Here is a 26,216-nt window from a genome sequence, read left to right on the forward strand (position 1 = left end):
TGAGGTGTGATTCATTAGGGCCTTGTGGGACCTATGTAGCGTCCATTGCTGTCGTATTCGTCGACGAAGATCTTCGGTGGCTTGTCACCTGGTGCCAGCTCGACTGGTCCTGAGCAACCCCAGTGGTTTGCATCCTGACAGGCGCCGGAGACGTGCCGGTGACTGAGGCGCCATATGTCTGCTACACCAGGGCTGGCTTCCACGGATGTGGAACCGCTGATTGGTGTCCAGGCCCCACCCGGGAGCCGGTATTCACCGATGAATGTGGTGGTGACGCTCACGGGGTAAGTTCCTGTGTCTTGGTAGACATGCGAGGTGGGCGTCTCGATATCGAGTGCGCCTGTGCTGGTCTGCCGAGTGGCTGGGCCGCCTGGGTCGGATGTGCTCCTGGTAGTTCCGTCTCCGTAATTGAATCTGTATTCGACCGGGATTGCTCGGATTTCGACCTCTATCCCGAGTAGGGACTCAGTGAACGTCTGGGTCGAAACTTCGGCGAAAACATTGGTGTGCTGGTTGACGTAGCCAAATCCTAAGAGCTCTTCTTCAAAGGCTACGGTCCCACCTTGTATGGGCAGGCTTGCGAAGGCCTGCTCCACCTCGCCGGGTATCTGGGTAAGGATCAATTCCCATTGCGACTCGGTCTGATCTGGCACGTCTTCTGCGAAGACCTGCTCAATCTCGGCAGCTGGCTCATCCTCGGGGCACACTTCTCTCGGAGCGAACCCTCGCTGCTCTTGAGTGTCGGCTAGCCGTTGCCCCATCGAGCATGTGAAGTTCGTGATGAAAGTCGGCATTGCGGCCATAAATCTTGTGCAGGCGGGATCTGCTTCGCCTGCGTCGTCGACACAGTAGTGCGCGCTGCGAGCGGAACCGCCTCCGTTGGATCCCCGTCCGCCTCCTTGAGCGGGCGGTCCCAAGCCAGACCGTGAACTCTCACCGGGGCTGCCTCCTTGGCGCGGCACCTCCCGCCACTGACGCGCGTCCCGCTCCGGACCTTCGATTCGCAACTCAACTTCGACGTGATGTCCGTCATATCGGCCTTCAATGTCCAGTTCTGGCTTCACTTGGTCCGCCTCGACACCAGTTGTCGTCCCCAAGTGGAGCGACATCGCAAGACCGCTAGCCAACACAGATGGCAGACTCATAACGAGTCCCCTGGCCTCGCGTGGATTCCGAATTCTGGCGTTGATGCCAAAGAAGAGATCGAAGACTCCGACTTCGACTGAAAGCCGAGCAAATCAGCATCAAACTCGCCAAGGTGAGTCGTTTCAAGCATCTGCCAGCTACCATCCTCGAAAACCATCGCAAAACCGAAGCCTTCAACGCTGTCAGCCTCCGTTTCTCCGTAGAATTCCCCCTGCCAGTAGGTCTCGAAATCCGACTCCTTCAGAGCGAACATTCCCGACGCGGCGTCGTCAGAATCGAGTCTCAAGTAAAAATCACTCACTTCATCAGGTTCACTCACATACCACCCGTCGTTGGAATATACCTCCTCAACTACGTCCAGTTCGTAGTCGCAAATTGCGCACCCAGGGACTGAAACACCCTCGAATGGCTCAGTATCTCCAGTCACTCGCGCATAATGTCTGGCTTCGTAGAAGTACTGAAGGAGAGCTTCGGCGCCTTCTTCAGTGGGTTCATAGATCTCGTCTGGCGGATCGGGGGCAGGCCAATTTTGAGCAGGACCTTCAGACGACGCAGGAACCGGCGTCGGTTCCGATTCATCCGGAGAATCAGCCTCGGGATCTTCCCCACCAAAATCCACGGATTCGGAATTACCAGTATCCGCTGAGGCTTCAGGCGGAGTCTCCAAGACTGTCGGCGCGGGCTCATCGGCATCCGCACCTGCGGCACAGCCAGCCAGTCCCACCATCACTACGGCAGCCCCAGTAATCCTCCACACGCCCAAATGTGTCACAGCCGGTCACCCGTCCACAGCTTTGCGCGGCACGCCGGAGACCCTCCAACGCCACCACGAATCTTTCAACGTCCACAGCCCCTACTAAGAAGTAAGAGCTGCGTGACATAGCCTAACCAGACTGAACTCGTGGCACCAGGTCCAATGAGAATCTGTGGAAAACTTCGCCGGGTCTACCTCGACGCGCGCTCGAGAATCTCTTCCACGATGGCATCGTTGACCTTTCGGGGCTCCCCGTAACTGGGGTAGTGGAACTGCATGATGTTGGCATAGGGGTTCACTTCCAACACGACGGCACCTTCAGCGCTGGCCATATCCGGTGCCAGAAGATCGACGGCAGCAGCTCCAAGGCCCGGAATTGCGGCGAGCCCGTCAACGGCTAGGTCCTTCAGCTCCACGCCGAGCAGGTCCAGCACGTCTACAGCGATCCCGCCACCGCGACCGGTGTCAGCGATCGATGTCAGATACTGCAACTTGCCCATGGGCAGCACGGTCCGCCGAGTCACCCCCATCCCTGCTAAGAAGGCATCGCTGACCTCTGGCTGACGACTCCTCAGGTACTCGTTGGGTCGGCGGCGCGCGATCTCATCTTCCGCCAACTTACCCACCGAGGAGACGCCATCACCAATGACATAAAACGGCAACCGGGCCACTGCGCCCACTACCTGGCCACCCACCACATAACAACGAATGTCCAGACCTGGAGCGTACTCCTCGATCACAATCAAGTACCGCGATTCGGACGTGGCCGAACGAGCTGCCATCGCAGCCTGCCAAGCATTGCGCAGCTCCGATTCTTTGGTGACATTGACGCTGATACCCCGGGCCGCCCGGCCAGCCGAAGGCTTCACCGCCACGCGCTTACCCAGAGCCTTCATGTACTTCACCGCACGGGCAAAGTCCGTGGGGTTGATCGCCTTACCCTTGGGGGTCGGCACCTCAGCAGAACTCAGATAGCGCTTTGTCATGGCCTTCGACCGGGAGACCCGCCGGGCTTGATGACTCACCAGTGACGTAATGACACCATCCATGCCGCCGACAAGGACGCCTGAAAGGAAGAACAGCTGATTCGATTCCGTGATCTTCTTGATCGTCATGCGCTTCCGGCGAGCTGCGCGCTGCAGCAGCTCATCATGAGTCAGGGTGGAGTTCCACCTCCGCAACTGTCCGTACCGCGGTTCCACATGTTCTGCGATAAACCGTGAGGTCGCAGAAGGATCCTCCCCTAAGTCCACCGTGGGGCGCGCAGCCTCTGGAGCCGTTCCAGGCGGCGGCGGAGGCCCCGGCTCGCGCCCGGAACTCCCACCGGCAGGAGGAGGAAAGTAAGTCTCTGACATGGGATTCACCATAGCGTCACAGAGCCGCCGTGAAGAGAATATGCTCAGCAACCGCGTCGGCCACCGCCCGCCCGCGTCCCAAGTTCGGGTAATGGTGCGGAACAGTGCTAGCAGTCTCATCGATTCCGATGACGACGCCGCCGTCACCAGTATCGAGGGACCTCACCTTCAGATTCACGGCACCCGCCAGAAGCCCTGGAACGCTGCTCATTCCGCTCACCGCAAGCTGAGCAATTCCTTCATCAACACGGTCGGTCACATCAACGGTGAGGGACTTTTTCCCCTCTCCAGAATCGGGCACAACGGCAATTACGCTCACCGCTTCCTTACCCACGCAGTAGGCCTGCAGAAGAGCGGGATGATCATCATTATCATCCGTCTCATCGAATTCAAGGGGGAGCATGGGCTGGAGCTGCTCTGAAGCGTCGTCGTGCTCGATTGCGTGAGGCACCTCCATCAGGTCCAAATGGGCGCGCAACTGCGCGGGGTCACGGAGGAGACGGCGCGAATGGGCACTGACCAAGGTCGTGACCCTGTTGGCGAATCCGCCGATCACGTTCCCCCGGAACTCGAAGATCCACCGGCCCTCCGTGATGCGCTTGGCGGTGATGTGCCGGTTGGCGAGCGCGTCCGCCAGGAGCTGGGAGTCGCTGGGAAGGGGGGTCGGGCGCGCGGCGTCAATTTGCGCCTGCCGGGCACGTAAGGATTCGAGGAGACTGAGCAGCTGGAGCATAGCCACTCAAGAATAGCGCCAGCTAAGGTCCTATTCCCCCAAAAGCATCGGGGGTGATCCATTGCAGCGGGTTCGAATGCCAAGAATTGCCCACGGAGAGCATGATTTTTCCCGCGATGTAGCGGTCAGTAGACCATTCCAAGGGGCGGCCCGTGGAGTCACGGGAGACCCGCTGATGCATCAGCAACGCAGAACCTCGCGGAATCCCCAGGCTATCGGCGTGGCGAACTTTGGCCCGCTCAGCACCAAAGGCATGCTCAGCGTGCGAAAAGTGCACTGCGTGGTTCTCAGCAAGGAGCGATGTCACCGACGGTGCACAGTCATCGATGGCCTCAACAATTTCGCCGAGCCACTCCGGGTAGTGGGTGTGCTCCAGCATGACGCTCTCGCCATCCAGGGTTCGTAAGCGCAACACATCCAATACTCGCCGCCCCCGCGGGACATCGAGCATCTGCTCATCCTGGGCATCAGCGATCTTCCATTCTGCGAACAACACCTCTCCCCCAGGCTCGTACCCCTGTCTGCGCGCCCACTGGGCGAAGCTGCGGAATTCGTTGAACGAGGCGGGCCTGCGGGGAACTCGCACCACCCGTTTGGGCCGCCCGCGGGTGCCGTCGACTGTGCCATCGGCTACGAGTTCGCGCAGCGCCATGCGGACTGTTCCAGGTGAAACCCCAAACCGTTCGCTGAGCTCCCGCTCGGAAGGCAAGGAGCTGCCAGGAGGGTACTTTCCCTCCTGTATCTCCTGCTCCACGGCCTGCGCAATCTCCGCAAAAGCGAACGTTCCCACCCGACAAACCTCCTGCGTGTCTCGGCTACTGAGCCAAAAGTCTACGCCGCGGAAGTGTCACGTCATGTCACAGAGAGTTCACCCAAACTTCGTTTTCACTAGTGAACTCTCACTTGACCTCTTTGACTTCACTAGTGAGGATGGGAGTGCAAGGGTCGCGGATTCCGCGCCAAATCATAATTGAAGGACTGAATTCACGTGACACGCACTCGCATCATGTTCGGATCCGCCTTAGTCATCACGCTAGGCCTCACTGCCTGCGGCGATGGTGAAGAGTCCGAAAGCTCCGCCAATTGGCGTGAAGCAACAAGCGTCGAAGACGGCGGCGGTATGGACCAACTCATCGATGACGCACAGGCCGAGGGGACCTTCAACGCGATGGGGCTCTACGACGACTGGGCCAACTACGGGGGGCTTTTGGAGGCCTTCTCCGAAACCTACGACATAGAAATCAATAACGACCAGTCGACCGGTTCCAGCCAAGATCTCATCAACGCGGTAGTCAACCGGGAGGGGCAAGGCGACTCTCTGGACTACTTGGATACCGGAATCAGTTTCGCTGACGAAGCCGATGAGGACGGACTGCTGGCTGAGTACTACCCGGAAACCTACGACGACATCCCTGAAGAGTTCCGCTCCGAGACCGGAACGTGGATCAACCACCTGGGTGGCACCATGGCCATCGGCTGTGACACCTCTCGCGTCGATGACTGCCCCGAGAACTTCTCCGACCTGCTGGATGAGCAGTACTCCGGTATGGTTGCCATCCCCGGTGACCCCACCACCGGTGAATCAGGGTTCATGGTGGTCCACGCCGCAGCAGAAGCCAGTGGCGGCAGCTTCGATGACGTCGAACCAGGCATTGAATTTTTCAACGAGCTCTCCGCAATGGGCAACTTCGTTCCCGTAGAAGCCAACGCCGGCACCATCGAAACCGGTGAAACCCCAATTGTCATCAACTGGGACTACCTGCTGCAGCCCATCGCTGACGACCTCGAAGCCGACACCGGTGCAGTCCTAGACATCCACCTCCCTGAGGACGGCCAGGTCTCATCCTTCTACGCCGCATCCATCAACGACGACGCCCCCCACCCAGCCGTCGCGCGCCTTTTCTACGAGTTCCTCTTCTCCGATGAAGGCCAGAACCTGCTGCTGGAGGGCTACGTCACTCCAGTCCGGCTCGACGCCATGATCGAGGCAGATTCGGTGAACCAGGAAGCACTGGTCGCGCTTCCCGGCCAGGACGGTATTGAGGCACCACAACCCACCCTTGATCAGCGCGAAGCAAACCAGGAGGTCGTCGAGTCGCTCTGGACTGAGGCTATCCAGTGAGCGTTCCTGTCGCTCCCACCCCCGGGTCTGCGCCCGGCGCTCCCCCTGGTGCTGCGGCACCGGGCGGCGGAGCGCCGGGGGCGCCCCCGGGTGCTCGCCCCCCACTACTCAGCCGTGGACGCTGGGATGGTGTCACCACTGCCCTGCGCTCCCCAGCAGTCCTCGCTCTGGCGCCCCTGACTCTCATTATTGCGGTCTTCTTCCTGGTGCCGATCTTCGGGATGACCACTATTGCCTTCGCCGTCCAGACCGACGACGGCGGCACCCGAATCGGGCTGGACAACTTCCTCGATCTGAGCTCGCACTCCCGGGCTATGCGCAACTCAGTACTGATCTCGGTGGTGGGTTCTCTGATCGCCGCAGTCGCCGGATCGATCACCGCATTCTGCATTGCCCAGATCAAATCAGAGCGTCTCGATTCCGTCGTGGCAGTGTTCTCCTCCGTGCTGGCCAATGACGGTGGTGCACCACTGGCGTTCTCCTTCATCGTGACCCTGGGCAACACCGGAATCATCTTCGGACTGCTGGGCCTGGAGGCAATCGGTTTCACCCTCTACTCCTGGCAGGGCCTGGTCGCCATGTACCAGTACTTCCTCATACCCACCATGATCATGGTGACCCTGCCGACATTCGTGGGACTGCGGAAGGAGTGGACTGAGGCCAACACCTCCCTTGGCGGGTCCCGCCTGACATTCTGGCGGCGCGTGGGCATCCCCATTGCCACACCCGCTCTGCTCGGCGGATGGATTCTTCTATTCGGCTCCGCCTTCGCCACTTACGCCTCGGCTGCGGTTCTCATTGGGTCCGGCGGGTTCCCGCTGATTCCCTTGAGCATCGATTCTCTCTTGGGCTCCGGTCTGGGAGCTGGCGGTCAGTCCACTGCAATGGCGCTTGGCGTCACCATGGTGGTCATCGCCGTCGTCGTGCTGTTCTTCTTCAACCGCCTGCAGAGGAGGAGCGCAAGATGGCTTCAGTAAACTGGCGGTACTCCAATTGGCTGCCTATCGTCGCAGTTGCGCTCTATGTGACCGTGCCAGTGCTCTGCAGCATCTACTACGCGGTCTTCCCGGGTGGACGCTTCTCACTCTCGGCCTATTCAGTCATCACCGATGACGCCAGCCTGGCCGCTGCAGCAACGCGCACCCTGCTCATCGCGGCACTGACGATCGTCACACTGGTGGCGACCCTGGTGCCCGCTGTGCTGGCGGTCCACCTGTGGGCGCCTCGGTTGCGCCCGGTGCTGGAGATTCTCTGCACCCTGCCACTGGTCGTGCCGCCCATCGCCTTGGCAGCCGGTGTCGTCGCGCTGCTGCGCTGGGGTGCACAACAGGGCAGGGGTTCCTTGGCCAGCGAGGTCAGTCAGTTTATCCAGCACCCTGATCTTCCGCTGATTCTGGTCGGCACCTATGTGGTGCTCTGTCTGCCCTTCACCTTCCGATCCATCGACGCCGGCCTGCGCACCATCCCCCTGAAAGCGATGGTCGAGGGATCCTCCTCACTGGGATCGAGCGTCTGGGGCACAGTCTGGCGGGTTGTGATCCCCAATATTCGCGGTCCAGTCCTCTTCTCGGTGTTTTTCGCCACCGCTGTCTGTCTGGGCGAATTCGCCATCGCCGCGACGCTGAACCGCGAAACCATTCCGGTGTGGCTGTTCACCGTGTCCAATTCAAATTTCCGTGCCTCGATTGCTATTGCTGTGCTGCTGAATCTGAGCACCTGGATTCTGCTGCTTGTGGCGACTCTCTCGGCAGGGCGTTTCTCCGCACTGGGCAAAGCCAAGAGGAAAGCCGCCGCACTGGATGAGGCAACGACTCTAGAGAAGGAAGCACACTGATGACTGAGTCCACCACTGCTGTTCGCCAAGAAGCCGGGAACGACGTCGTCTTCGACGGGATCACCAAGAGTTTCGGCTCCACCCAGGTGCTGCAGAGCATTGATCTGCATATCTCCTCCGGTGAGTTGGTCACCGTATTGGGACCATCCGGCTGCGGAAAGACGACGGCGCTGCGCATTCTGGCTGGGTTCGAGAAGCCCAGCTCCGGCAGAGTCCTGGTCAATGGTCAGGACATCACGTCCGTGCCAGCAAATAGGCGCGGGATCGGCATGGTCTTTCAGGCCTACAGCCTCTTCCCGAACCTCTCGGTCCAAGAAAACGTGGAATACGGGTTGCGAGTGCGCCGGGTAGATCGCGGTAAACGCGCAGCCCGCGCCAAAGAGCTCTTGGAGATGTGCGGGTTGGCAGAGTTCGCCAGCCGCTATCCGCATCAGCTTTCCGGGGGACAGCAGCAACGAGTCGCCCTGGCCCGCGCGCTTGCGATTCAACCGGGTGTGCTGCTGCTTGACGAACCGCTTTCTGCCCTGGACGCGATTGTTCGTTCCCAGATCCGGGAAGAGATTCGGCGCTTGCAACAGCAATTGGGAATCACCACGATGTTCGTCACCCACGATCAGGAGGAGGCTCTGTCTATCGCAGACCGAGTGGCAGTCCTGAAGGACGGTGTGATCGAACAGCTTGACGAACCGCGGACGATCTACCAAAAACCCTCGACAGAGTTCGTCGCCCGGTTCGTGGGAAGCGTGACAGAAGTGGGAGCGACCCGTGATTACCGCGGCGGAGCCCTGCCAGTGCAGCACCCGGAAGCTGGCCTGGATACATTGTTCGTCAGGCCAGAGGACATCACTCTGGTACCCGACGAAGACGGCTCCTGCACTGTGATCTCCCAGATCTACACGGGTGAACGGACCATTGTTCGCGCCACCAACCCGGCCAACGATCTTGAGGTGACATCCTCCGTCTCAGCGGTAGAAGCCTCTGATCTGGTCCCCGGCACACGAGTCACCCCGCAGGTGATGTCCACTCCTGCTCTGCGCGTGTCAGCCAATAAGCAGAACCCGGCTGAGCAGGTCACCGTATGACTGAACAGAGCGCCACGACCCTGCGTCTGGCCACAGCCGAAGGGGAGCTAAGGATCCAGGCCCGGGCCGCTGTGTTCGACTGCGATGGGCTCCTCATAGACTCCGAATCGCTCTGGTTGCAGATGATCGAGACCTGGTTGGCAGAACACGGCGTCCAAGACTTCCCCGCAGAACGGCTCTTAGGACTCTCTGTGCATGACGCGGCCGCTCGACTCTCCCATGTCAGGACTGCCCCAAGCTTCTCCGGCACAAATGGCTCCCGAGGAGAAGCCGCTGCGCAAGCGCCCTGCCTGGCCGCTGAACTCACCCACCGATACTCGGCTCTCCTGGGCTCCGGAGTCGATCCGATGCCCGGAGCTGTGACCCTCTTTACCTCTCTGGCATCAAGGGTGCCGGTGGCGGTGGCCAGCAATGGCCTGCGCCATGATGTCACCGCCATGCTTGCCGACGCAGCTCTGCTCTCTGCGGCCCACACAGTGTGCACCGTGGAGGATGTCAGCGCTGGGAAGCCAGCACCTGACTTGTATCTCCACGCCTGTGAACGCTTGGCCGTAGCGCCCGAGCACACGGTGGCACTCGAAGATTCGCCGGCCGGTGCACAAGCCGCCTCGGCTGCCGGGCTGCTCGTCATCGGCGTGAACGCAGACCCCTCAGTGGAGCTGCAGTGCCGCTGGCGGCTGGCGAGCCTGGACGCAATAGCCATCGAGTCCTAATCCGCACCTGACATGCCCTACCCTGATATCCCTACCGAAGGAACATCCCAGACTATGCGCCGCCCTCAAGACACGATCCTAGACACCGGATCCAGTGACTCGCAGTCCATCAATCACATGACGGTTCCCGTTGAAGAGGCGTTTACCGAGAAATTGCGTGAACTGCGCACTCTCAAGCTCTTCAGCTGGAACATATGGTTCGGCGGGCGGGAGATCACTGATGCGCATGCCAAGCAGACTGCCGTGCTCAACGCAGAGGAAGCCGATATCGTCTTCCTACAGGAATGCTTCGGGACTGCCGGTCAGCAGTTGGGGCGGAGCACCGGCATGACGGTGGCTCAGCAGGACTATGACTGTGCCGTGCTCAGCGCGTCACCGATTCGGCTGCTGAAGACCGATACCACTTCCTACGCGACCGCGGCTCTGGTCCAGACTCGCAGCGGGGACGTGCTGGCCTGGTCGGTCCACCTTGCTGCATGGGATTACGGCCCCTACCGCAGCGATGAGCTTCCCCAGAACGCCAGGGAAGTCTTCGCCCAACCGGGTGAGCAGAAGCGCACCGCTGAAGCCGAACAAGTTCTCGCCGAGACCCAGAGGCTCCGGACCGAATTGGGCGATATCCAGGTGATCGTCGCAGGAGACTTCAACGTGCCGTCCGGACTCGACTGGGCAGGTGAGCACAGGCCAGCACTGCAGTGGCCGGCTACCCAGAAGTTCCTCGACGCCGGGTACACCGATGCCTTCCGCAGCGCCCATCCGGACCCCGTGCAGGCCCCAGGGCTGAGCTGGTCGCAGATCGAAACGCTGGAGAACGAACCCAGGGACCGTATCGATTTCATCTTTGTGCTGGGGATGGAGGTCATCAGCGCAGATCACCTAGGTGGAGCAGCTGACGACGCGGATGCTCCGGCGGATCCCGGATTCACCGAGTACGGCGGGACTGCCCAGCACATTCCTCACCAGCGCGAAAACGCCTTCCCCTCAGACCACCTGGCCGTGCGGGCGACGATTCGCAACCGGGAGTAAACACCCCTGCTCTAGCGGGTGCGCCTGAGCTGGAACTGCGCGCCATGGTGGTTGTCAGCAAGATGATTGCCTTGGCCGAAGAGCTTGTTTCTGAGAGTCCCGGGTGCGTACTCGGTTTTGTAGCGGCCCAGCTTCTGCAGCTCAGGCACCACGTGCTCAACGATGTCTTCGAACGTGCCCGGAGTGATGTGGTAAGCGAGATTGAAACCGTCAATATCGGTTTCTTCCTGCCATTCGATTAGCTGCTGGGCGGCGGTTGGACCGTCTCCGATGATCACCGGGCCAAAACCTCCCACGCCGACCCACTCAGCCAGCTGGCGCACAGTCCAGACCTCATCCTCGCGTCCTGAGGCTTTCTGGAAGGTCTCCACCGTGGATTGGATGGCATTGGATTCGACGTCGCCGATGGGCTGGTCAAGGTCAAACTGGGACAGGTCGATGCCCATCCACCCGGACATCAGCACCAGGCCACCCTCAGCGTCGACGTACTGTGTCAGGTCGTCGTATTTCGCCTGTGCGGCGTCGTTATCCGCCCCAGTGACGACGGTCTGCATTGCGAAGATGCGGACATCGTAGGGGTCCCGGCCGGCATCAGCCACTGCCTGGCGGATCCTCTGCACAGAGGCTTTGGCGAGCTCCTTGGTGGGTGGGTTGATGAACACGGCCTCGGCATGTTTGCCGGCGAAAGCGCGCCCCCTGGTGGAGGCCCCCGCCTGGTAGATCACCGGGGTGCGTTGTGGTGAGGGTTCGACGACCCCGATACCAGGAGTCTTGAAGAACTCACCCTGGTGTTCGATCCGGTGGACTTTCGTGGGGTCGGTGAAGACCCCCGACTCTTTGTCGGCGAGGACGGCGTCGTCTTCCCAGGAGCCCTCTAGCAGTTTGTAGACCACATCCATGTACTCATCAGCATGGTCATAGCGCTGATCGTGCTCCATTTGGTCATCCTGGCCCATGTTCTGAGCCGCCGAGGGCAGGTAGCCGGTGACCACGTTCCAACCGACGCGACCTCCTGTGAGGTGATCCAGGGTGCCGAGTCGGCGAGAGAATGGGTAGGGATGCTCGTAGGCAGTCCCGGCGGTAATTCCGAATCCGAGGTTCTCTGTCACGGCGGCCATGGCCGAGACCAAGAGGAAGGGATCCTGCAGCGGAATTTGGGCTCCGGCGCGCAGAGCCGCCTCAGGGTTCTCGCCAAACACGTCGTAGGGCCCGAGCACATCGGCGATGAAGAGCCCGTCGAAGAGCCCTGCTTCCAATGTTTTCGCAATATGAGTCCAGTACCCGATGGTGTTGTAGTCGCGGGCCCGGTCTTCTGGATGACGCCAGAGTCCGGGTGACTGGTGAACTACGCAGTTCATGTCGAAGGCGTTGAACAGGATTTCCCGGTGGCCAGCGGCGGTGGTGGGGTAGCTCATGGTGTTCTCCTCTACGCCCAGGTCTTCAGGGCTTTGCGTTCGATGATGCCTAGCAGAGCGTCGGTGGTTTTGCCGAGTATGGCGAGTAGCACGATGGCCAACAGCAGCCGGTCTACTCGTCCGTTGTTTTGGGATTCGATCAGCAGGAAGCCCAGTCCTTCGGATGAGGCAAGGAGTTCTGCTGCGACCAGGAAGAGCCAGGACTGCGCCAATGCGAGCCGGAGACCTGAGAACACCGGTGGCACTACGGCAGGAAGCTGCACCGTTGTCAGCAGTCTGGTGCCGTGGTAACCGAAGGCGCGGCCAGCCTCGACCAGATGCGGGTCAACGTGCCGCAGCGCAGAGTGGACTGAGGTGAAGACGGGGAAGAACGCTCCGATGGCGATGAGCAGGACTTTGCCGTCCTCACCGATACCCACCCACAGCAGGATCAGAGGCACCCAGGCAAGGGAGGGCACCGCCCGGAAAGCGCCCACAGTGGGGTGGAGCAGACCATCGGCTAGACGAGACAGTCCCAGTAGGGAGCCCAGAAGCAGGCCCGCGACTGCCCCGAAGAAGAAGCCGAACAGCACACGTTGGACGGAGATCCCTACGTGGGCGAACAGCGCGCCATCCTCCAGCAGCCCTACCCCTGCGTCGAGCACCCGTTGGGGTGCCGGCAGCTGCGTCGGGGTGAAAAGGTCTAAGGGACCTGTCACCAGCCACCACAGTCCCAGGATGAGAAGTGGGACTGCGGCGCCCAGAAGTATTCGACCACCAGGTACAGACTTCGCGCGTCCGGGCGCGGCCGCTGGTGTTGCGAGAGTGGTCGTCATTGGTCCTCATCCTCAGTGATGCTCGCCTCGTCGGCGGCGTCTTCGGTGCCTTCAGCCTCAGTTGCCTCGCGGTCCTGAGCGAAATCAGACCAGAAAAGGTCTTCCAAGGCGTCGTCTACGGCGTCCTGGCTGTCGACGTCGCCGTTCTCTACGAAGAATGGGCCCACTGGTTCCAAAGCGGCGTAGAGGTCATCGCCTGGAACGGGGTCGATGTCGAAGTTCACCCGCTCGTTGAGCACCAGTTCTGCGACGTCTCCGTCGATGCCGGCATATTCGGCGAGGATGTCGGCCGTTTCATCAGGGTTCTCCAGTGCCCACTGGCGGGCCTGTTCGTAGACGTTGACGACGACTTGGGCGATCTCAGGGTGGTTCTCGATGAAATCACCGGTCGCGTTGATGACGCTGTAGGTGTTGAAATCGATATTCCGGTAGACCAGCTCAGCTCCGTCTACCTCAGCGCTCGCCATAATCGGGTCCAGTCCGGCCCAGGCGTCGACGTCTCCGTTGTCGAGTGCCTGCCGACCGTCAGCGTGTTGGAGGGACTGAACTTCCACATCGTCAAGTGAGAGCCCGTGTTCGTCGAGGGTGCGGGCGAGGAAGAAGAAGGGATCTGTCGCCAGAGTCGCGGCAACCGTGGCACCTTCCAGGTCCTCTGCGCTTTCGATTCCTGAACCTTCGCGGGTGACCAGGGCGGACCACTCAGGTTGGGATTCAATGAGGATGGTGTGAGTGTCTGCCCCGACCGCCCGGTTCAGCAGCGCGGCTGAACCTGCGGTGGAACCGATGTGGATGTTCCCTGCTCGCAGGTTTTCATTGGCGCGATTGGAGCCGTGCGACTGGGTCCATTCCACGTCCACGTCGTGATCTTCGAGTTCCTCTTCGAGCCATCCATGCTCAAGGATCACCAATGAGAGCGGATTGTAGGTGGCGAAATCGATGTTGAGGGTGTCCAACTCGTCATCTCCCCCGCAGGCAGTGGTCGCTAGCAGTGCCGCAGCTGCTGAGGTGGCGATGGCGGGCTTGAGCCTGGTCTGGAGGGAAGTGGGCACGTCGGGGCCTTTCATGGTGATCATTGAATGCGAGTGAGATGTGTGGGACCAGGCGAACTTGGCGTGGTCCCGGGGGTCAGCGAGAGTCCACGCCGAGGCCGGCGTAGAGTTCGCTGCGAAGTTGGGCAAGATCGGTCGCGGCCCGGTCTCGGGGCCGTTTCCCAGGCACGGGGACGAGTGACTTCACCGTGGCTCCCTCAGCCGTATCTGAGCGGCGTCCACCCAACAGAAGGATGCGGTCGGCCAGTTGCAATGCCTCGTTGACATCGTGGGTCACCAGCAGCACAGTGGTGCCGGTCTGGGCGTGGATGTCCAGGAGGAGGTCCTGCATTTTGAGGCGGGTCAGAGCATCGAGAGCACCGAACGGCTCATCCAGGAGCAGCACTCCCGGCTGCCGCGCCAAAGCACGTGCCAGTGACGCTCTCTGGGCCATGCCGCCGGAGATTTCTCGGGGACGCAGGGCGGCACGGTCGGAGAGGCCCACCAGCTCCAGTAGCTCCACAACACGGGCTTGACCTTCAGCTTTGCTGAGGTTGCGAGGCAGGCCGAGCTCTACGTTCCTGCGGATGCTGCGCCACGGAAGCAGGCGTGGTTCCTGAAAACCGACGGCTGTGCGCTCGTCGTAGCGGGTCACAGCGCTGTCACCTATGACGATGTCACCGGTAAAGCCCTCATCCAGCCCTCCGACGGCGCGGAGCAGTGTTGATTTGCCGCATCCAGAGGATCCGAGGATCGCGAGGACCTCTCCCGGCGTCACGGTCAGGGACACGTTTCGCAGAACGGTGCGGCCATCGAAAGCACGGCCGACGTCGTTGAAGCTGACGGAGAGGGATTCCGACGCTACTGTCTCGCTGGGCACCACTGGTTGGGTGGACGCAGCAGCAGAGTGCCTCTGGTCAAGAGCAGGTGCAGACGTCATGGAAAATAATCACTCCCATCGGCTCTGGCGTTAGCACCTTGCCCGTAGGCCGGTTGCTGCGACGTCTTCGGGCCAGATCCCTCAGTCGCTCTGGATGGTTTGGTACAACTGGAGCAACTGTAATTGTTCAGCCCTGCGATCCGCAAAAGCGTCTGAGCCGATGCGTCATAAGTCGTAAGAATATGGGTTCAGCTGGCGGGTTGGGATTCTCCGATCGCGTTGAGTCCCTCAGGGAGGGTTCCATTGATTTCATAGTCGCCGATCGCGCGTGCGCGGAAGACGATCGGGTTATGCGTGGCGATGGTCTGGGCATTGCGCCAGTGGCGGTCCAGAGCTTTGGGTCTCAATGTGGCGGAAGCCCCCAGGGTCTGAAAGAGCTCATGAGTGATCTCCAGCACCAGGTCAGGGACCGTGATCTGCGCTTTTTCGACCGCCACTTCCGCTGCGTACACGCTTTCAGGCAGTTCCCCACGGAATTCAGGGTGATGTGTCCCTGCGTCAAGGCCGCTCTGCAGCGCCCGGTCGTGAACCCGAGCGACGTCGAGAACAGCGGCCTGCGCCACGAAAGTTTTGGAGGACATGCGCCCAATGATCTGTTGAATCAAAGGATCCTGCTTGAACGCTGCCCCCGTTGCCGAGGTATTGAACGTTCGGGTGCGCCTGCGCAGGGTTGCGGTGGCATCTCTGAGAGCAGCGTGGGCAATTCCCACTTGGACTGCGAGTAGGTAGAGCTGAAAGAACGCGGCCTCATGGACTGCCTCATGCGAGCCGTAGGCCCGGTTCAGGAGGCTCAGCTCAGGTACAAGGACCTCATCGAAAGTGGTCGTTCCGGTGCCTGTGAGCTTCTGACCGAAGCCATCCCAATCGTCTTCCACCGTCACACCTTCAGCGTCACAGGCGACGACTGCGAATCTCCTGCCCTGCTCTCCCTCTTGAGGGGCAGCTGAGACCCGGGTGAAATCAGCGAAGATGGTCCCGGTTGAGTAGAACTTCTCACCCGTGAGAGTGAGCTGACCGTTGACTACTGTGAGTCGAGTGTTCAGTGTTCCCAAGGCGTTGCCGCCTTTTTCAGTGGAGGCATTGCCTACGGTTCGGCCCCGGAGGACCCGCGAGTACCAGAGGTCCTGAACCTCGCGTGGTTGGAACCGGAGGGATTCCACGAATCCGAAGTGCCCCCGGTAGAGGTGGGCAATATTGGAGTCGGCTTCTGCAAGTGCGATCACCTCTGTGATGAGGTGTTCGACACTCACTCCGGGCCCGCCGAAGTGGGCGGGGACCCGCATGGCACCAAAACGCTGTTCATCGAGGAGAGCGACTTCGTCGAACGGCAAGATGCGGTGGAGATCACGCTCCACAGCACCTTCAGCGATCTCTTCCAGAAGTTCGCTCGGAATGACAGTCTTCCGATCTGCGCCGATGCTCATTGGTTCGCCTCCTCCCATGCGGCATCAATGTCACGGTCGAAAGCCGGCGTCAGCAGTCCTCCGAGGTAGTCCCCGTACCAGTGACGGACCTCTTCAGAGTGGTAGGCGGACTTCAACGCTTCATACTTCTCTGGCTCATCCTCTTTGAATCCGGGCTGGGCGACAATCGTCATGGCGAAGGGCAGTGCCTCGTCCTGCGTTTCGATTATCAGGGCCTCCTCTGGCATGACGTCGACCTCTGCCAGGAGCCTGGCGAAGCCGAAGACAGCGTCGACGTCGTCATAGACAGTGCCAACTGATTGCTGATCAACTTCCACGAACTCCAGCTCTTTGGGATTCTCGGTGATGTCATCCACGCTCAGCTCGGGTGTGCTTTTGGACTCGTCTACCTCAATAGCTCCGGCCCGGGCCAGGAGTCGAATCCCGCGCCCGTTATTCGCGGTGTCAACTGGGAGCGCAATCTGTGCTGAATGCGGGAGGTCCGCAACCGAGTCATACTCCCTGGAGTAGATCCCGGAGGGCTGTTCGAACATAAAGAACAGCGGCTCAAGGTCCAGATCGTGATCCTGGTTGAACTGCCACAGGTACGTGAGGTTCTGGAAGAAGTTGACGTCATACTCACCGTTATCCACAGAGAAATTGGGCTGGATGATGTCCGTGACGTAGGTGGTCTCCAGAGTCCAGCCGTCGTCCTCCAAGAGCTCCTTGGCAATCTCCGTTGGCTCTTGGAACGGAGCATTCTCCGTCACCACCATGGTGATGGTTTCATCCTCTCCGCCTCCTGGGATCAGCCCGCAACTTGTCAGTGCCCAGACCGAGGTGCCGGCTACCGCTGCAGCAAGAGTCTTTCGTGAAAAACGTGTGCGTGTCACAGTCGGACTCTGCCTCCTCAGGCGTCGCCATCGGTGAAGTCGGCCCAGATCTCTTCTGCGTTGTCCAGAGTGATGAAGTCGGCGTAGTCGATGACGCCACCTTGATATTCGTCGAACCACTGCTCAATCTCAGGTGATTGGAAGGCATCTTGGAGTGCCTGCGCCTGCTCATCTGTCACACCCTCGGGCCCGACTGCCACCACACAGGTGAAAGGTGTGCGCACCTCATCGCGCCCGTCCTCCAGATGGACCAAGGTGTCTTCAACCTCGTATCCGGCCTCTGCCACCAAACGGACGAAAGCGAATCCGAGGTCAACGTCAGGCAACACCTGGGCCCCCGACTGCTGATCAGTCTCCACAAACTGGAGGTCTCGAGGGTTGTCGGTAATGTGGTTCTGGGTCAGTTCGATCACGGAGACATCTTGATCGATCTCAATGAGTCCGGCGTCCGCCAGCAGCTGCAGCGCACGGCCGTTATTGGATGGGTCCACCGGAAGGTTCACCTCGGCACCATCGGGGATGTCGTCAATGTCGTCGTACTCCAGTGAAAACAGACCCGACGGCGCGTAGTAGACCGAGAACAGGGGTTGAACCTCAGTGTTGTTGGAGTCGTTGAAGTTGTTCAAATAGGCCAAGTGTTGGAAATAGTTGGCCTCGTACTCACCGGTCTGCACCACCTGGTTGGGCTGATTGATGTCAGTCATGTAGGTGATGTCGAGCTCATAGCCCTGCTCTTCGAGCAGTTCTGCAGCAATCTCTGCGGGCTCCTGGAAGGGGGCGGACTCAGTGACCACAATGCTGATGGTCTCTTCACCCTCTCCCGCCAAGCCGCAGCCCGTGGCGGCCAGGGCCAATGCTGGCAGCGCGGCGGTGGAGGTGAGCAGGCGGCGTCGTACGTTCATGGGTTCTCTTTCTGATGCGATGTGAATTGGGAAGACTGGTCTCACGCGGAGACCCGCTTGTCAGTCCAGCGGGCAGCGCGGGTGCCGCTGTACTGAACCACGGTCACCAAAATGACCATCAGCACGCAGGCGACAATCATGGTTTCGGTCTCATACCGGTAATAGCCGTAGCGGATGGCGAGATCGCCGATCCCGCCACCTCCTACGAGACCTGACATGGCGGAGTAGGAGATGAAGCTCACTGTGGTGATGGTGATCGAACCGATGATCGCCGGTTTGGCATCAACGAGCAGCACATTGCGAATGATCTGGCCTCGCGTGGCGCCCATGGCCCGGGAGGCCTCTACGGCGCCGGTTCCGAGTTGGGTGATGTTCTGCTCCACCAGCCGTGCGAAGTAGGGAATGGCGTTGATCGTCAGGGGCACGATCACGGCTGCTGTTCCCACCGAAGTCCCAACAATGAGGCGGGTAAAGGGGATGATCGCGATCAGCAGGATCAGGAACGGAAATGACCGCACCATATTGACCAGAGCGGAGACTACCGCATGCGACTTAGGGGTGGGTTTCAGCCCACCCGGGGCGTGACTCCAGAGCCAAATACCAAGCGGTGTGCCCAGCAGAACAGCCAGCGGGATCGCCACACCGATCATGGCGAACGTTTCCAACATCGCCTGATTGATCTCAGGCAGACGATCCAGAATGATATCGAAGCTCATCAGCGCAGCCCTCCCTCGACCGCAGCGAAGATCTTGTTCTCACGAGGAGCAGCCGAATCCCTGCGCACCGGATCCACGTGTCGGTCATAGTGCTGGACACCTTCTGCGGTCGGGTCGAACCCGCCTTGTGATGCCTCCGCTCCGGCACGCCGGACACTGATGCCATCGGACACCAGGTACCGGCCAATGGAAGTGGTGGGGGCGAAGCCCTCTCGGCACAATTCCGCGGCGGCGAACTTCTCCACCACACGCCCCTGCTCCATCACCGCGACATTGTCAGCCAGGGCTTTGATAACTTCCATCTCATGGGTGACAATCACCACCGTAATACCGAACTCAGTGTTGATATCCGCCAGGTACTGCAGCACGGTGGCTGTGGTGAATGGGTCAAGTGCTGAGGTCGGTTCATCACACAGCAGCACTTGAGGTTTGGTAGCCAGTGCGCGCGCGATCGCTACCCGCTGCTTCTGGCCTCCCGAAAGTTGTGCGGGATAGTTTTTGGTCTTATCGGTGATGTCGACGATCTCCAACGCCTCAGCTGCCCGCCGGCGTCGTTGTGTCTTGTCCTTCACCCCAGCGAACTTCAGCGAAAGTTCCACATTCTGCAGGACGGTGAGGTTGTTCACCAGGTTGAAGCCCTGAAAGATCATGCCTATCTGGTGGCGGGCTCGTCGAAGCCCTTCGGCGTTTAGCCCTGTCAGCTCCGTATCGCCGACCCACACCTGTCCTGCAGTGGGACGTTCCAGAAGATTGATATTCCGCAGGAGAGTTGATTTTCCGGCCCCTGAGAAACCTATGATCCCTTGGATACTTCCGTCTGGAATCTCCAAAGAAACATCATCGACTGCCACAATCGGTTCTTTGGCTCCGGAGGCGAACGTCGTCGACACACGGCGAAGCGAAATCATGAGCTATCTCCATCGTTCTGGCGTTAGCACCTCGCCCTATGGGCCGGTTGCTGCGACGTCTTCGGGCCAGATCCCTCGGTCGCTCTGGATGGCGTACAACACCGTACTCTATGCGCTGAACATATCCCTGAGTCAAACCGTGCCCACGATGAGTCAACCCGGAGGGCTTGTCATGAACTTTTATCTCAGAGTGTGAAGCAATGTTTGATCTTTCGGCAGATGGGGTCGTACTGTTTGCGGGTAACCATCCCGAGCGGCTGAGAGATCTGGCTCAGTGACGCCGCAGCAACCCGGGGTTCGACGTGCTTCCACATGGAAGACCTGCGTTCGTGCCGGGTGCTACCGCCAGGACCGATGGGAGAAATATTTCGTGAACATTTCAGCATCACAAGCGGATCGCGCCTGGAACGTCTCTCCAGCCATGTGGGGAACGGCCCCTGGCTGTTCCCCCTTGTCCTAAGCCAGGGAGCGGAGCCCAACTCCACGGTGGTACTGCGCCCCGGCACGCCCTTTCAGTCTCGGCAGTATTGTGCCGCTCTCTTTGCCCATGTCCAGTAACTTCGGAGGTCAGATTGTCCCCTCAGCCACTCATTCTCAGCGCATTTCTCATGAACACAACCAGTCACATTATTGGTGGGGCATGGCGGCTTCAGGAGGCCCAACAGCACCGATTCACTGAGCTCCCGCACTGGATTTCATTAGTCAAGAAGCTTGAAGATGCTGGTTTTGATGTCGCGTTCTTTGCTGATGTGGTCGGCCTGTACGGTGACCATGAAGGGGGCTGGGCCTCTCATCTGCGCAGGGGGCTTCAGGTGCCGTCCAATGATCCTTTGGTTCTGCTCTCCGCGCTGGCTGCCGTCACTGACCGTATCGGTCTTGCGCTGACTTCCTCGGTGATTCAGGCCCATCCGTTCACCTTCGCTCGTCAGCTCTCCACGCTGGACCACCTCTCCGGTGGCCGCGTCGGATGGAATGTGGTGACTAACTCTCAGGAGAACGCACACAAAAACTTCGGTGCCAGCGGCCTCGCGAAGCACGACGACCGCTACGCCTGGGCTGAGGAGTACCTCGAGGTCTGCTACAAACTCTGGGAGGGGTCCTGGGCCGAGGGCGCCCTGCTGCAGGATAAAACGGTCACCCACGATCGTGGTCGTGGTCTGCACGCGGATCCAGCAAAGGTAGCCAAAATCAACCACACCGGTGAGCGTTACTCGGTGGAAGGTCCGCACCTTTCCTCGCCGTCACCGCAGCGCACCCCCTACCTTTTCCAGGCGGGGTCCTCCGATCGCGGCCGCGATGTGGCCGCAGCTCATGCCGAGGCCACCTTCTCAATGGCCCCAAGGCGAGATATTGCCGCCGCCCACGCCCAGGACGTCCGCGAGCGCACTGCCAGGTTCGGCCGTCGACCAGACGATGTGAAGTTCATTCAGGGCCTGTCCTTTGTCATTGGATCGACCGAAGCCGAGGCGCAGGAGAAAGCCCGGAACCTGGACGACGCGATTGACGATCATGCGCTGATCGCCCATACAGCTGGCAGCATCGGAGTAGACGTCGGGCACCTCCCCATTGACACTCCCCTGGAGGACCTAGAACACACCGAAGGTGCACAGGGTCATCTGTCCGAGATCAAGAAGATCGCACCCAACGGCCGGGTGACGCTGCGGGACCTTGCGCATTTCCGCGCCCAATCCACACGCGTGGTGGGCACTCCGGAACAGATCGCCGATGAGCTAGCCGCCTGGCAGGACGCCGGGATTGACGGCATCAACGTCATGAATTCCACAATTCCGGGTTCCTACGAGGAGTTCATCGACCACGTGCTGCCGGTCTTGCGGGACCGCGGCCTAGCCCGCAGTGGTGATGAATCCGACGCCCCCACCAGCCTTCGGGCGCGCGTGACCGGCTCGGACAGGCTTCCCGACTCCCATCCGGCAGCTGCTTACAGAGGGGCTTTCGAACACCTCACAGCGGCCGCCACTGAGACCCCCAAAGAGGAGCTGCTGCGCCTCTGAGCGCGACGAGCCCCAGAAGTCGGTGACACAACCGACTCATCCCACACCATGAAGGAGCACCATGACACAGAAGAATCACTCGCAGACACGCACACGCGGCGTGGCTGTGACGGCAGGCACCTCAATTCTGGCCCTGACATTGGCCGCCTGCTCCGGTGCCAGCGGCGCAGTTGAGGGAGACGCGTTTGCAGGCGACCATGAGGGCCAAGAGCTCAATATCCTGATCAACGCTTCCCATGAAGGAGCCGGTGACTGGCTCGCTGAGGGCTTCGAGGAGGAGACCGGCGTCGTCGTCAACGTCACGACCGTCCCGTACGACGAAATCGCTTCCCAATTGACCTTGGACCAACAATCCGGTGCCAATGTCTACGATGTCTCGGCACCCTGGTACGTCTCATTGGGCGACCTGGCAGCCGATGGCAGCATCCAGCCCATCACAGAGTTTGTCGAAGAACACCCGGACATTGATGTGGACGATTTCATTCCTACCATTTGGGAGCCTTACGCCTACGTTGATGAGGAAATCTACGGTCTCCCCTTCGACGGCGATATCCACGCGCTGTTCTACAACACGGAGATTCTGGAACGCAATGGTTTTGACGCTCCGCCAGCGACCTGGGATGAGTACGCCGAGCAGGTAGCGACTATTACCGAGAATGAGAGCGACGACGGCGTCTACGGTGCAGCCGTCTTTGGTGAGCAGTCACCGCTCATTCTTGGGGCCAGCTTCGCCAACCGGTTGGCAGGCTACGGGGGCGAGTTCCTCGATGAGGACGGGAACCCTGCCATCAACTCCCCCGAAGCCGTCGCCTCTCTGGAGGCCCTGGAAGATATCTGGGACGACGCCCTGCCGACACCAGCCGAAACCGACTTCGGTGCGGGTAACTCCGCCTGGTTCGCCGGAAATGTGGCTTTCATAGAGAACTGGACTGATTTGGGTGTTCGGTCTCAGGATCCTGATTCAGGTTCTGAGGTCATCGACGACTGGGGTGTGACGTACTTGCCACGCGCCAATGCCGAAGATGACCCGCGCGCCTCGCTCGTAGCAGGTTTCAGCTGGGTGGTGGCAGGCAATACGGACAATGCCGATCTTGCCCAGCAGTTCATCGAATGGGCGGCATCCACTGAGGTCAACTCAGAACTTCTCACCGCCCTGCCACCAACTGGCATCGATCCCAACCGCATCTCCTCCCTGGAGGACGAAACCTACGGCGAGGAGTTCCCTGAACTTCAGGAGGTCAACGCCTCCACGCTCCATGGTGCACTGGCCTGGCCCACCGGCCAGAACGCCACTGAGGCGGCCCAGATCCTCACCGATGAACTGGCTGCGTACCTCTCAGGCCAGCGCAGCTCGGCTCAGGAGACGCTGGATACAGTCCAAGCCGAATGGGAGAGGCTCCTTGTCGACTGACATCTCTGCGGAACCTCGCTCCCAACACACACCAGTGGCGGAGGTTCCCGGTGTGGCCGTCCCGTCTGGGCATCCCGGGGGTTCCGGAGGACCCAGACGTCGCGGCCGGTTCACAGCGCGCCTCTACCACCGGATTTTCATCAGCCCCAGCGTGTTGGTCCTTCTGGTCTTGGCGGCCTATCCGCTGGTGTTCATCGCATCAGCCGCGCTGACCCGCTCCAGCCTGGGCAACCCGTTCCAAGAGTTTGTGGGCGCGGCCAATTTTCAGACCGCGGTGAGCTCCCCTGCAATTCGTGACTCCCTTGCACTAGGTACCGGCTATGCCTTCGGTGTCGCAGTCGCTTCCACGGCATTGGGTACCGTGACCGCGGTAGCGCTGTGGCGGTCACTGCATGCTGGGGCGTTCGTCAGGACCGTTCTGCTGCTTCCGATGATCGTGCCACCAGTGGTTGTAGGCATCCTGTTTGGGTTCATCTTCAGTCCCTCCGGCGGACTTCTGCACACACTGATTCGCCGTTTCACTCCCGGTTCGGGAACCTTCGCGGTGCTGTCAGATACGACGTGGGCAATCTTCGGGGTCGCTCTGGCTGATGTGTGGGAGTGGACCCCGTTGGTGGTGCTGCTCGTTTTCACCGCTCTGCTAGGCCAACAGCCAGAGATCATTGAGGCAGCCCAACTGGACGGCGCCAGCGGGTACCAAATGTTCCGGCACATCACACTGCCCGCCGTGGCCGGCACGATCATCGCCGCATTCATGATTCGGCTCATCCTGGCTTTCAAAGTCTTCGACCTCGTCTACGTGATGACCTCTGGAGGCCCTGGGTCTTCAACCCAGGTGCCAGCGTTCCTGATCTGGAGGTCTGCCCTGCAGAATTTTGATGTGGGCATCGCCGCAACCATCACACTTCTTCTGGCGATCGTGGTGACTGTTGTCACAATCCCCGTTTTCCTGATCACCAAGAGGCTCCGCGATGACTGACACCCTCAACACCACCAATGCTGCCCAGGCCTTCAACTCACGCCGGTTCCGCAAAAGGCTGCCCACCCCTGGTAAACCCCGTCCCTCACTGCTGGCCAATACGTGGGTACTGCTGAGCGTGATCGTGGTTCTGGTACCGCTGCTCTACCTGATATCCATCTCCTTCATGACTCAAGGGCAGATCGCCTCCGGCATTCTTGTTCCCACCGACCCTGCCTTCAGCAACTGGTCCAATGCGTGGGACTCAGCGATTCCCCGAGGTGTCCTCAACTCGCTTATGGCGGCCTTCGGAGGCGCGATCCTCACGCTGCTGCTCGCACTCCCAGGTGCGTGGGCGATAGCCAGGCACCGGACGGGCGGCAAAGCCCTGTCAGGTCTGATTCTGAGCCCCTGGCTTCTTCCCCCGATTGTGGCGATCATTCCGCTGCTCACACTTTTGCGGATCCTGGGTCTGACGAACACGCTGGAGGGTCTCACCCTGGTGTACGCGCTCATCAACGTGCCTGTTGCCATCTGGCTCCTGGACGGGTTCATCCGCCGGATACCGGTGGAAATCGAAGAAGCCGGTCGCATCGATGGTGCCAATGAGGGGCAGCTGCTGCTGCGCGTGGTCACTCCCATGTTGGCACCGGCACTCATAGCGGTCGGAGTGATCGCCGCCATTCTGAACTACAACGAGTTCCTCTTCGCGACGTTCCTCACCCAGAGCCAGGAGAGCCAGACGGTCCCCGTGCTCTTGGCGGGGATGCTCAGCGAGCGGGTCCAAGACTTCGGCCGGATTGCCGCCTCTTCGCTGATCGCCGTTATTCCGATTTTCACCGTAGCTGTGCTGCTGCAGCGATACCTCATTGAAGGACTGACAACAGGCGCAGTGAAATAGCCCTCATGCGCCGTCAGGCGGCGCTGAGACCGCTCAGAGTTCGGAGGAAACCGACCAGATGTTGATACCGGTGTCACCTTGGGTGATGGTGTCGATAGCGGCGAGCTCATCCGATGAGAAGTTGGTGTTGCTCACTGCTGCGAGGTTCTCATCCAACTGAGCAGTTGATGATGCTCCCAGCAAGACTGATGTGGCACCGCCGTCACGCAACAGCCAGGCGATGGCCAACTGAGCCAGAGTTTGTCCGCGCGCTGCTGCGACGTCGTTGAGCTGCCGCAGCCTGTTGAGGTTGTCGTCACTGAGGTGGTGACCCAGCAGGGAAGACCGCCCACCAGAGGGCTTCGCCTCAGGGTTCTTGAGGTACTTGTCGGTCAGAAGGCCCTGGGCCAGCGGGGTGAAGGCAATCGACCCTAGTCCGGTCTCCTCCAGAGTGTCCAAGAGGCCGTCTTCGACCCATCTGTTGAGCATGGAGTAGGCAGGTTGGTGAATCACTAGTGGGGTGCCCAACTCCCGTGCGATGCGCGCAGCTTCCCTGGTCCGTTCCGCTGAGTAGGAAGAGATCCCCACGTAGAGCGCTTTGCCGGAACGCACAGCAGCATCCAACGCCTCAATGGTCTCTTCAAGTGGGGTATCCGGATCAACACGGTGAGAGTAGAAGATGTCCACGTAGTCCAGGCCCATACGGCCGAGGGCCTCGTCCAAACTGGCCAGGGTGTACTTCCGAGATCCAAAATTGCCGTAGGGTCCCGGCCACATGTCCCAGCCGGATTTGGAAGAGATAATCAGTTCATCGCGGTAGGGCTTGAGATCTTTGGCCATGATGCGTCCAAAGTTTTCTTCCGCCGCTCCGTAGGGCGGACCGTAGTTATTGGCCAGATCAAAGTGAGTGATTCCGGAGTCGAAGGCGTGTCGGATGATCTCGCGTTGATCGGCGAAGGGTGTCGAGTCGCCAAAGTTCCACCACAGGCCCAAAGAGATCGGAGGCAATAACAGCCCACTGCGTCCGACCCTCCGGTAGTTGAACTGTGAGTACCGACTCTCGGCTGCCGTATAGGGGGTGTGGGTCTCCTGACCCCAAGCAGATACATCGACTGACTGTGTCACCGCTACTCCTTCATTAGGTGTGGATTCCCTGGGGCTACTGTACCG

The 26,216-nt window shown here is 60.2% G+C and carries 25 protein-coding genes and 3 riboswitches; of the genes, 10 read left to right on the forward strand and 15 right to left on the reverse strand.

Annotated elements, in window-relative coordinates; all coding sequences use genetic code 11:
• Positions 1 to 14 precede the first annotated feature (14 nt).
• The 5 genes from FEF26_RS16040 to FEF26_RS02245 all read right to left on the reverse strand — a co-directional run bounded on the left by FEF26_RS16040 (position 15) and on the right by FEF26_RS02245 (position 4,778).
• Complete coding sequence (locus FEF26_RS16040) at positions 15 to 1,145, reverse strand: PKD domain-containing protein (protein ID WP_243730357.1); 1,131 nt, start codon at positions 1,143 to 1,145, stop codon at positions 15 to 17.
• A complete protein-coding gene (locus tag FEF26_RS02230) occupies positions 1,142 to 1,918 on the reverse strand; it encodes a DUF6318 family protein (protein WP_138251911.1) in 777 nt (258 codons plus the stop codon). Before FEF26_RS02230 ends, FEF26_RS16040 begins: the two co-directional genes overlap by 4 nt.
• A gap of 173 nt (positions 1,919 to 2,091) precedes the next feature.
• Entirely contained in the window at positions 2,092 to 3,255 is a 1,164-nt protein-coding gene (locus tag FEF26_RS02235; protein ID WP_166432878.1) for a hypothetical protein, read from the reverse strand.
• 16 nt (positions 3,256 to 3,271) lie between these two features.
• Positions 3,272 to 3,988 (reverse strand): hypothetical protein, encoded by a 717-nt coding sequence (locus FEF26_RS02240; protein WP_138251913.1) that lies wholly within the window; start codon positions 3,986 to 3,988, stop codon positions 3,272 to 3,274.
• A gap of 22 nt (positions 3,989 to 4,010) precedes the next feature.
• Entirely contained in the window at positions 4,011 to 4,778 is a 768-nt protein-coding gene (locus FEF26_RS02245; RefSeq protein ID WP_138251914.1) for a GntR family transcriptional regulator, read from the reverse strand.
• Between the two features lie 198 nt (positions 4,779 to 4,976).
• On the opposite strand from FEF26_RS02245, the gene FEF26_RS02250 reads away from it, so the two are divergent.
• Genes FEF26_RS02250 through FEF26_RS02275 form a run of 6 tightly spaced genes read left to right on the forward strand, consistent with a single transcriptional unit; the run spans position 4,977 to position 10,765 of the window.
• Positions 4,977 to 6,110, forward strand: coding sequence for an ABC transporter substrate-binding protein (locus FEF26_RS02250; RefSeq protein WP_138251915.1), 1,134 nt, complete (start codon positions 4,977 to 4,979; stop codon positions 6,108 to 6,110).
• Positions 6,107 to 7,087 carry an ABC transporter permease gene (locus FEF26_RS02255; protein ID WP_208012822.1) on the forward strand — a complete coding sequence of 327 codons (981 nt, stop codon included), beginning with the start codon at positions 6,107 to 6,109 and terminating at the stop codon, positions 7,085 to 7,087. The genes FEF26_RS02250 and FEF26_RS02255 overlap by 4 nt, the downstream gene beginning before the upstream one ends.
• Positions 7,075 to 7,944: an ABC transporter permease gene (locus FEF26_RS02260; protein ID WP_138251916.1), complete on the forward strand. Its 870-nt coding sequence runs from the start codon at positions 7,075 to 7,077 to the stop codon at positions 7,942 to 7,944. The genes FEF26_RS02255 and FEF26_RS02260 overlap by 13 nt, the downstream gene beginning before the upstream one ends.
• Entirely contained in the window at positions 7,944 to 9,026 is a 1,083-nt protein-coding gene (locus FEF26_RS02265; RefSeq protein ID WP_138251917.1) for an ABC transporter ATP-binding protein, read from the forward strand. The genes FEF26_RS02260 and FEF26_RS02265 overlap by 1 nt, the downstream gene beginning before the upstream one ends.
• Positions 9,023 to 9,739, forward strand: coding sequence for an HAD family hydrolase (locus tag FEF26_RS02270; protein ID WP_138251918.1), 717 nt, complete (start codon positions 9,023 to 9,025; stop codon positions 9,737 to 9,739). Before FEF26_RS02265 ends, FEF26_RS02270 begins: the two co-directional genes overlap by 4 nt.
• A 54-nt stretch (positions 9,740 to 9,793) precedes the next feature.
• A complete protein-coding gene (locus FEF26_RS02275) occupies positions 9,794 to 10,765 on the forward strand; it encodes an endonuclease/exonuclease/phosphatase family protein (RefSeq protein ID WP_166432879.1) in 972 nt (323 codons plus the stop codon).
• An 11-nt stretch (positions 10,766 to 10,776) separates the two neighbouring features.
• Here FEF26_RS02275 and FEF26_RS02280 read toward each other — a convergent pair whose 3' ends face one another.
• The 9 genes from FEF26_RS02280 to FEF26_RS02320 form a co-directional block, all read right to left on the reverse strand.
• A complete protein-coding gene (locus tag FEF26_RS02280) occupies positions 10,777 to 12,180 on the reverse strand; it encodes an LLM class flavin-dependent oxidoreductase (RefSeq protein WP_138251920.1) in 1,404 nt (467 codons plus the stop codon).
• An 11-nt stretch (positions 12,181 to 12,191) separates the two neighbouring features.
• Positions 12,192 to 12,995: an ABC transporter permease gene (locus FEF26_RS02285; RefSeq protein WP_138251921.1), complete on the reverse strand. Its 804-nt coding sequence runs from the start codon at positions 12,993 to 12,995 to the stop codon at positions 12,192 to 12,194.
• The gene (locus FEF26_RS02290) at positions 12,992 to 14,059 is read right to left on the reverse strand and encodes an aliphatic sulfonate ABC transporter substrate-binding protein (protein WP_166432880.1); all 1,068 of its coding nucleotides are present in this window, start codon (positions 14,057 to 14,059) and stop codon (positions 12,992 to 12,994) included. Before FEF26_RS02290 ends, FEF26_RS02285 begins: the two co-directional genes overlap by 4 nt.
• 61 nt (positions 14,060 to 14,120) lie before the next feature.
• Positions 14,121 to 14,963 (reverse strand): ABC transporter ATP-binding protein, encoded by an 843-nt coding sequence (locus tag FEF26_RS02295; RefSeq protein ID WP_138251923.1) that lies wholly within the window; start codon positions 14,961 to 14,963, stop codon positions 14,121 to 14,123.
• Between the two features lie 12 nt (positions 14,964 to 14,975).
• Positions 14,976 to 15,064: riboswitch (SAM riboswitch) on the reverse strand.
• Between the two features lie 87 nt (positions 15,065 to 15,151).
• A complete protein-coding gene (locus FEF26_RS02300) occupies positions 15,152 to 16,387 on the reverse strand; it encodes an acyl-CoA dehydrogenase family protein (RefSeq protein ID WP_243730358.1) in 1,236 nt (411 codons plus the stop codon).
• On the reverse strand, positions 16,384 to 17,259 hold the full coding sequence (locus FEF26_RS02305; protein ID WP_243730359.1) for a MetQ/NlpA family ABC transporter substrate-binding protein: 876 nt from the start codon (positions 17,257 to 17,259) through the stop codon (positions 16,384 to 16,386). The genes FEF26_RS02300 and FEF26_RS02305 overlap by 4 nt, the downstream gene beginning before the upstream one ends.
• A gap of 17 nt (positions 17,260 to 17,276) precedes the next feature.
• The gene (locus tag FEF26_RS02310) at positions 17,277 to 18,161 is read right to left on the reverse strand and encodes a MetQ/NlpA family ABC transporter substrate-binding protein (protein WP_138251925.1); all 885 of its coding nucleotides are present in this window, start codon (positions 18,159 to 18,161) and stop codon (positions 17,277 to 17,279) included.
• A 41-nt stretch (positions 18,162 to 18,202) separates the two neighbouring features.
• A complete protein-coding gene (locus FEF26_RS02315) occupies positions 18,203 to 18,877 on the reverse strand; it encodes a methionine ABC transporter permease (protein ID WP_138251926.1) in 675 nt (224 codons plus the stop codon).
• Positions 18,877 to 19,785: a methionine ABC transporter ATP-binding protein gene (locus tag FEF26_RS02320; RefSeq protein WP_138251927.1), complete on the reverse strand. Its 909-nt coding sequence runs from the start codon at positions 19,783 to 19,785 to the stop codon at positions 18,877 to 18,879. The genes FEF26_RS02315 and FEF26_RS02320 overlap by 1 nt, the downstream gene beginning before the upstream one ends.
• A 6-nt stretch (positions 19,786 to 19,791) precedes the next feature.
• Positions 19,792 to 19,880, reverse strand: a riboswitch (SAM riboswitch).
• Between the two features lie 146 nt (positions 19,881 to 20,026).
• A riboswitch (SAM riboswitch) is annotated at positions 20,027 to 20,146 on the forward strand.
• Between the two features lie 211 nt (positions 20,147 to 20,357).
• Here FEF26_RS02320 and FEF26_RS02325 point away from each other — a divergent pair.
• From FEF26_RS02325 to FEF26_RS02340, 4 genes are all read left to right on the forward strand, one after another.
• The gene (locus tag FEF26_RS02325) at positions 20,358 to 21,797 is read left to right on the forward strand and encodes an LLM class flavin-dependent oxidoreductase (RefSeq protein ID WP_279536469.1); all 1,440 of its coding nucleotides are present in this window, start codon (positions 20,358 to 20,360) and stop codon (positions 21,795 to 21,797) included.
• 61 nt (positions 21,798 to 21,858) lie between these two features.
• Entirely contained in the window at positions 21,859 to 23,208 is a 1,350-nt protein-coding gene (locus FEF26_RS02330) for an ABC transporter substrate-binding protein (RefSeq protein WP_138251929.1), read from the forward strand.
• On the forward strand, positions 23,198 to 24,187 hold the full coding sequence (locus tag FEF26_RS02335; RefSeq protein ID WP_243730360.1) for a carbohydrate ABC transporter permease: 990 nt from the start codon (positions 23,198 to 23,200) through the stop codon (positions 24,185 to 24,187). The genes FEF26_RS02330 and FEF26_RS02335 overlap by 11 nt, the downstream gene beginning before the upstream one ends.
• Positions 24,180 to 25,067 carry a carbohydrate ABC transporter permease gene (locus FEF26_RS02340; protein ID WP_138251931.1) on the forward strand — a complete coding sequence of 296 codons (888 nt, stop codon included), beginning with the start codon at positions 24,180 to 24,182 and terminating at the stop codon, positions 25,065 to 25,067. The genes FEF26_RS02335 and FEF26_RS02340 overlap by 8 nt, the downstream gene beginning before the upstream one ends.
• A gap of 33 nt (positions 25,068 to 25,100) precedes the next feature.
• Here FEF26_RS02340 and mgrA read toward each other — a convergent pair whose 3' ends face one another.
• Entirely contained in the window at positions 25,101 to 26,171 is a 1,071-nt protein-coding gene (mgrA, locus tag FEF26_RS02345; protein WP_138251932.1) for an L-glyceraldehyde 3-phosphate reductase, read from the reverse strand.
• Between the last annotated feature and the right edge of the window lie 45 nt (positions 26,172 to 26,216).

Origin of the sequence: Nesterenkonia salmonea, from assembly GCF_005771525.1 — a bacterium.
Lineage (GTDB): Bacteria > Actinomycetota > Actinomycetes > Actinomycetales > Micrococcaceae > Nesterenkonia > Nesterenkonia salmonea.

What these genes read in the sequence shown, in the direction of transcription:
- FEF26_RS16040 (WP_243730357.1), bottom strand. Translation starts at nt 1,145, where the DNA reads ATGAGTCTGCCATCTGTGTTGGCTAGCGGTCTTGCGATGTCGCTCCAC.
- FEF26_RS02235 (WP_166432878.1), bottom strand. Translation starts at nt 3,255, where the DNA reads ATGTCAGAGACTTACTTTCCTCCTCCTGCCGGTGGGAGTTCCGGGCGC.
- FEF26_RS02240 (WP_138251913.1), bottom strand. Translation starts at nt 3,988, where the DNA reads ATGCTCCAGCTGCTCAGTCTCCTCGAATCCTTACGTGCCCGGCAGGCG.
- FEF26_RS02260 (WP_138251916.1), top strand. Translation starts at nt 7,075, where the DNA reads ATGGCTTCAGTAAACTGGCGGTACTCCAATTGGCTGCCTATCGTCGCA.
- FEF26_RS02265 (WP_138251917.1), top strand. Translation starts at nt 7,944, where the DNA reads ATGACTGAGTCCACCACTGCTGTTCGCCAAGAAGCCGGGAACGACGTC.
- FEF26_RS02270 (WP_138251918.1), top strand. Translation starts at nt 9,023, where the DNA reads ATGACTGAACAGAGCGCCACGACCCTGCGTCTGGCCACAGCCGAAGGG.
- FEF26_RS02275 (WP_166432879.1), top strand. Translation starts at nt 9,794, where the DNA reads ATGCGCCGCCCTCAAGACACGATCCTAGACACCGGATCCAGTGACTCG.
- FEF26_RS02280 (WP_138251920.1), bottom strand. Translation starts at nt 12,180, where the DNA reads ATGAGCTACCCCACCACCGCCGCTGGCCACCGGGAAATCCTGTTCAAC.
- FEF26_RS02285 (WP_138251921.1), bottom strand. Translation starts at nt 12,995, where the DNA reads ATGACGACCACTCTCGCAACACCAGCGGCCGCGCCCGGACGCGCGAAG.
- FEF26_RS02290 (WP_166432880.1), bottom strand. Translation starts at nt 14,059, where the DNA reads ATGAAAGGCCCCGACGTGCCCACTTCCCTCCAGACCAGGCTCAAGCCC.
- FEF26_RS02295 (WP_138251923.1), bottom strand. Translation starts at nt 14,963, where the DNA reads ATGACGTCTGCACCTGCTCTTGACCAGAGGCACTCTGCTGCTGCGTCC.
- FEF26_RS02300 (WP_243730358.1), bottom strand. Translation starts at nt 16,387, where the DNA reads ATGAGCATCGGCGCAGATCGGAAGACTGTCATTCCGAGCGAACTTCTG.
- FEF26_RS02310 (WP_138251925.1), bottom strand. Translation starts at nt 18,161, where the DNA reads ATGAACGTACGACGCCGCCTGCTCACCTCCACCGCCGCGCTGCCAGCA.
- FEF26_RS02315 (WP_138251926.1), bottom strand. Translation starts at nt 18,877, where the DNA reads ATGAGCTTCGATATCATTCTGGATCGTCTGCCTGAGATCAATCAGGCG.
- FEF26_RS02320 (WP_138251927.1), bottom strand. Translation starts at nt 19,785, where the DNA reads ATGATTTCGCTTCGCCGTGTGTCGACGACGTTCGCCTCCGGAGCCAAA.
- FEF26_RS02330 (WP_138251929.1), top strand. Translation starts at nt 21,859, where the DNA reads ATGACACAGAAGAATCACTCGCAGACACGCACACGCGGCGTGGCTGTG.
- FEF26_RS02340 (WP_138251931.1), top strand. Translation starts at nt 24,180, where the DNA reads ATGACTGACACCCTCAACACCACCAATGCTGCCCAGGCCTTCAACTCA.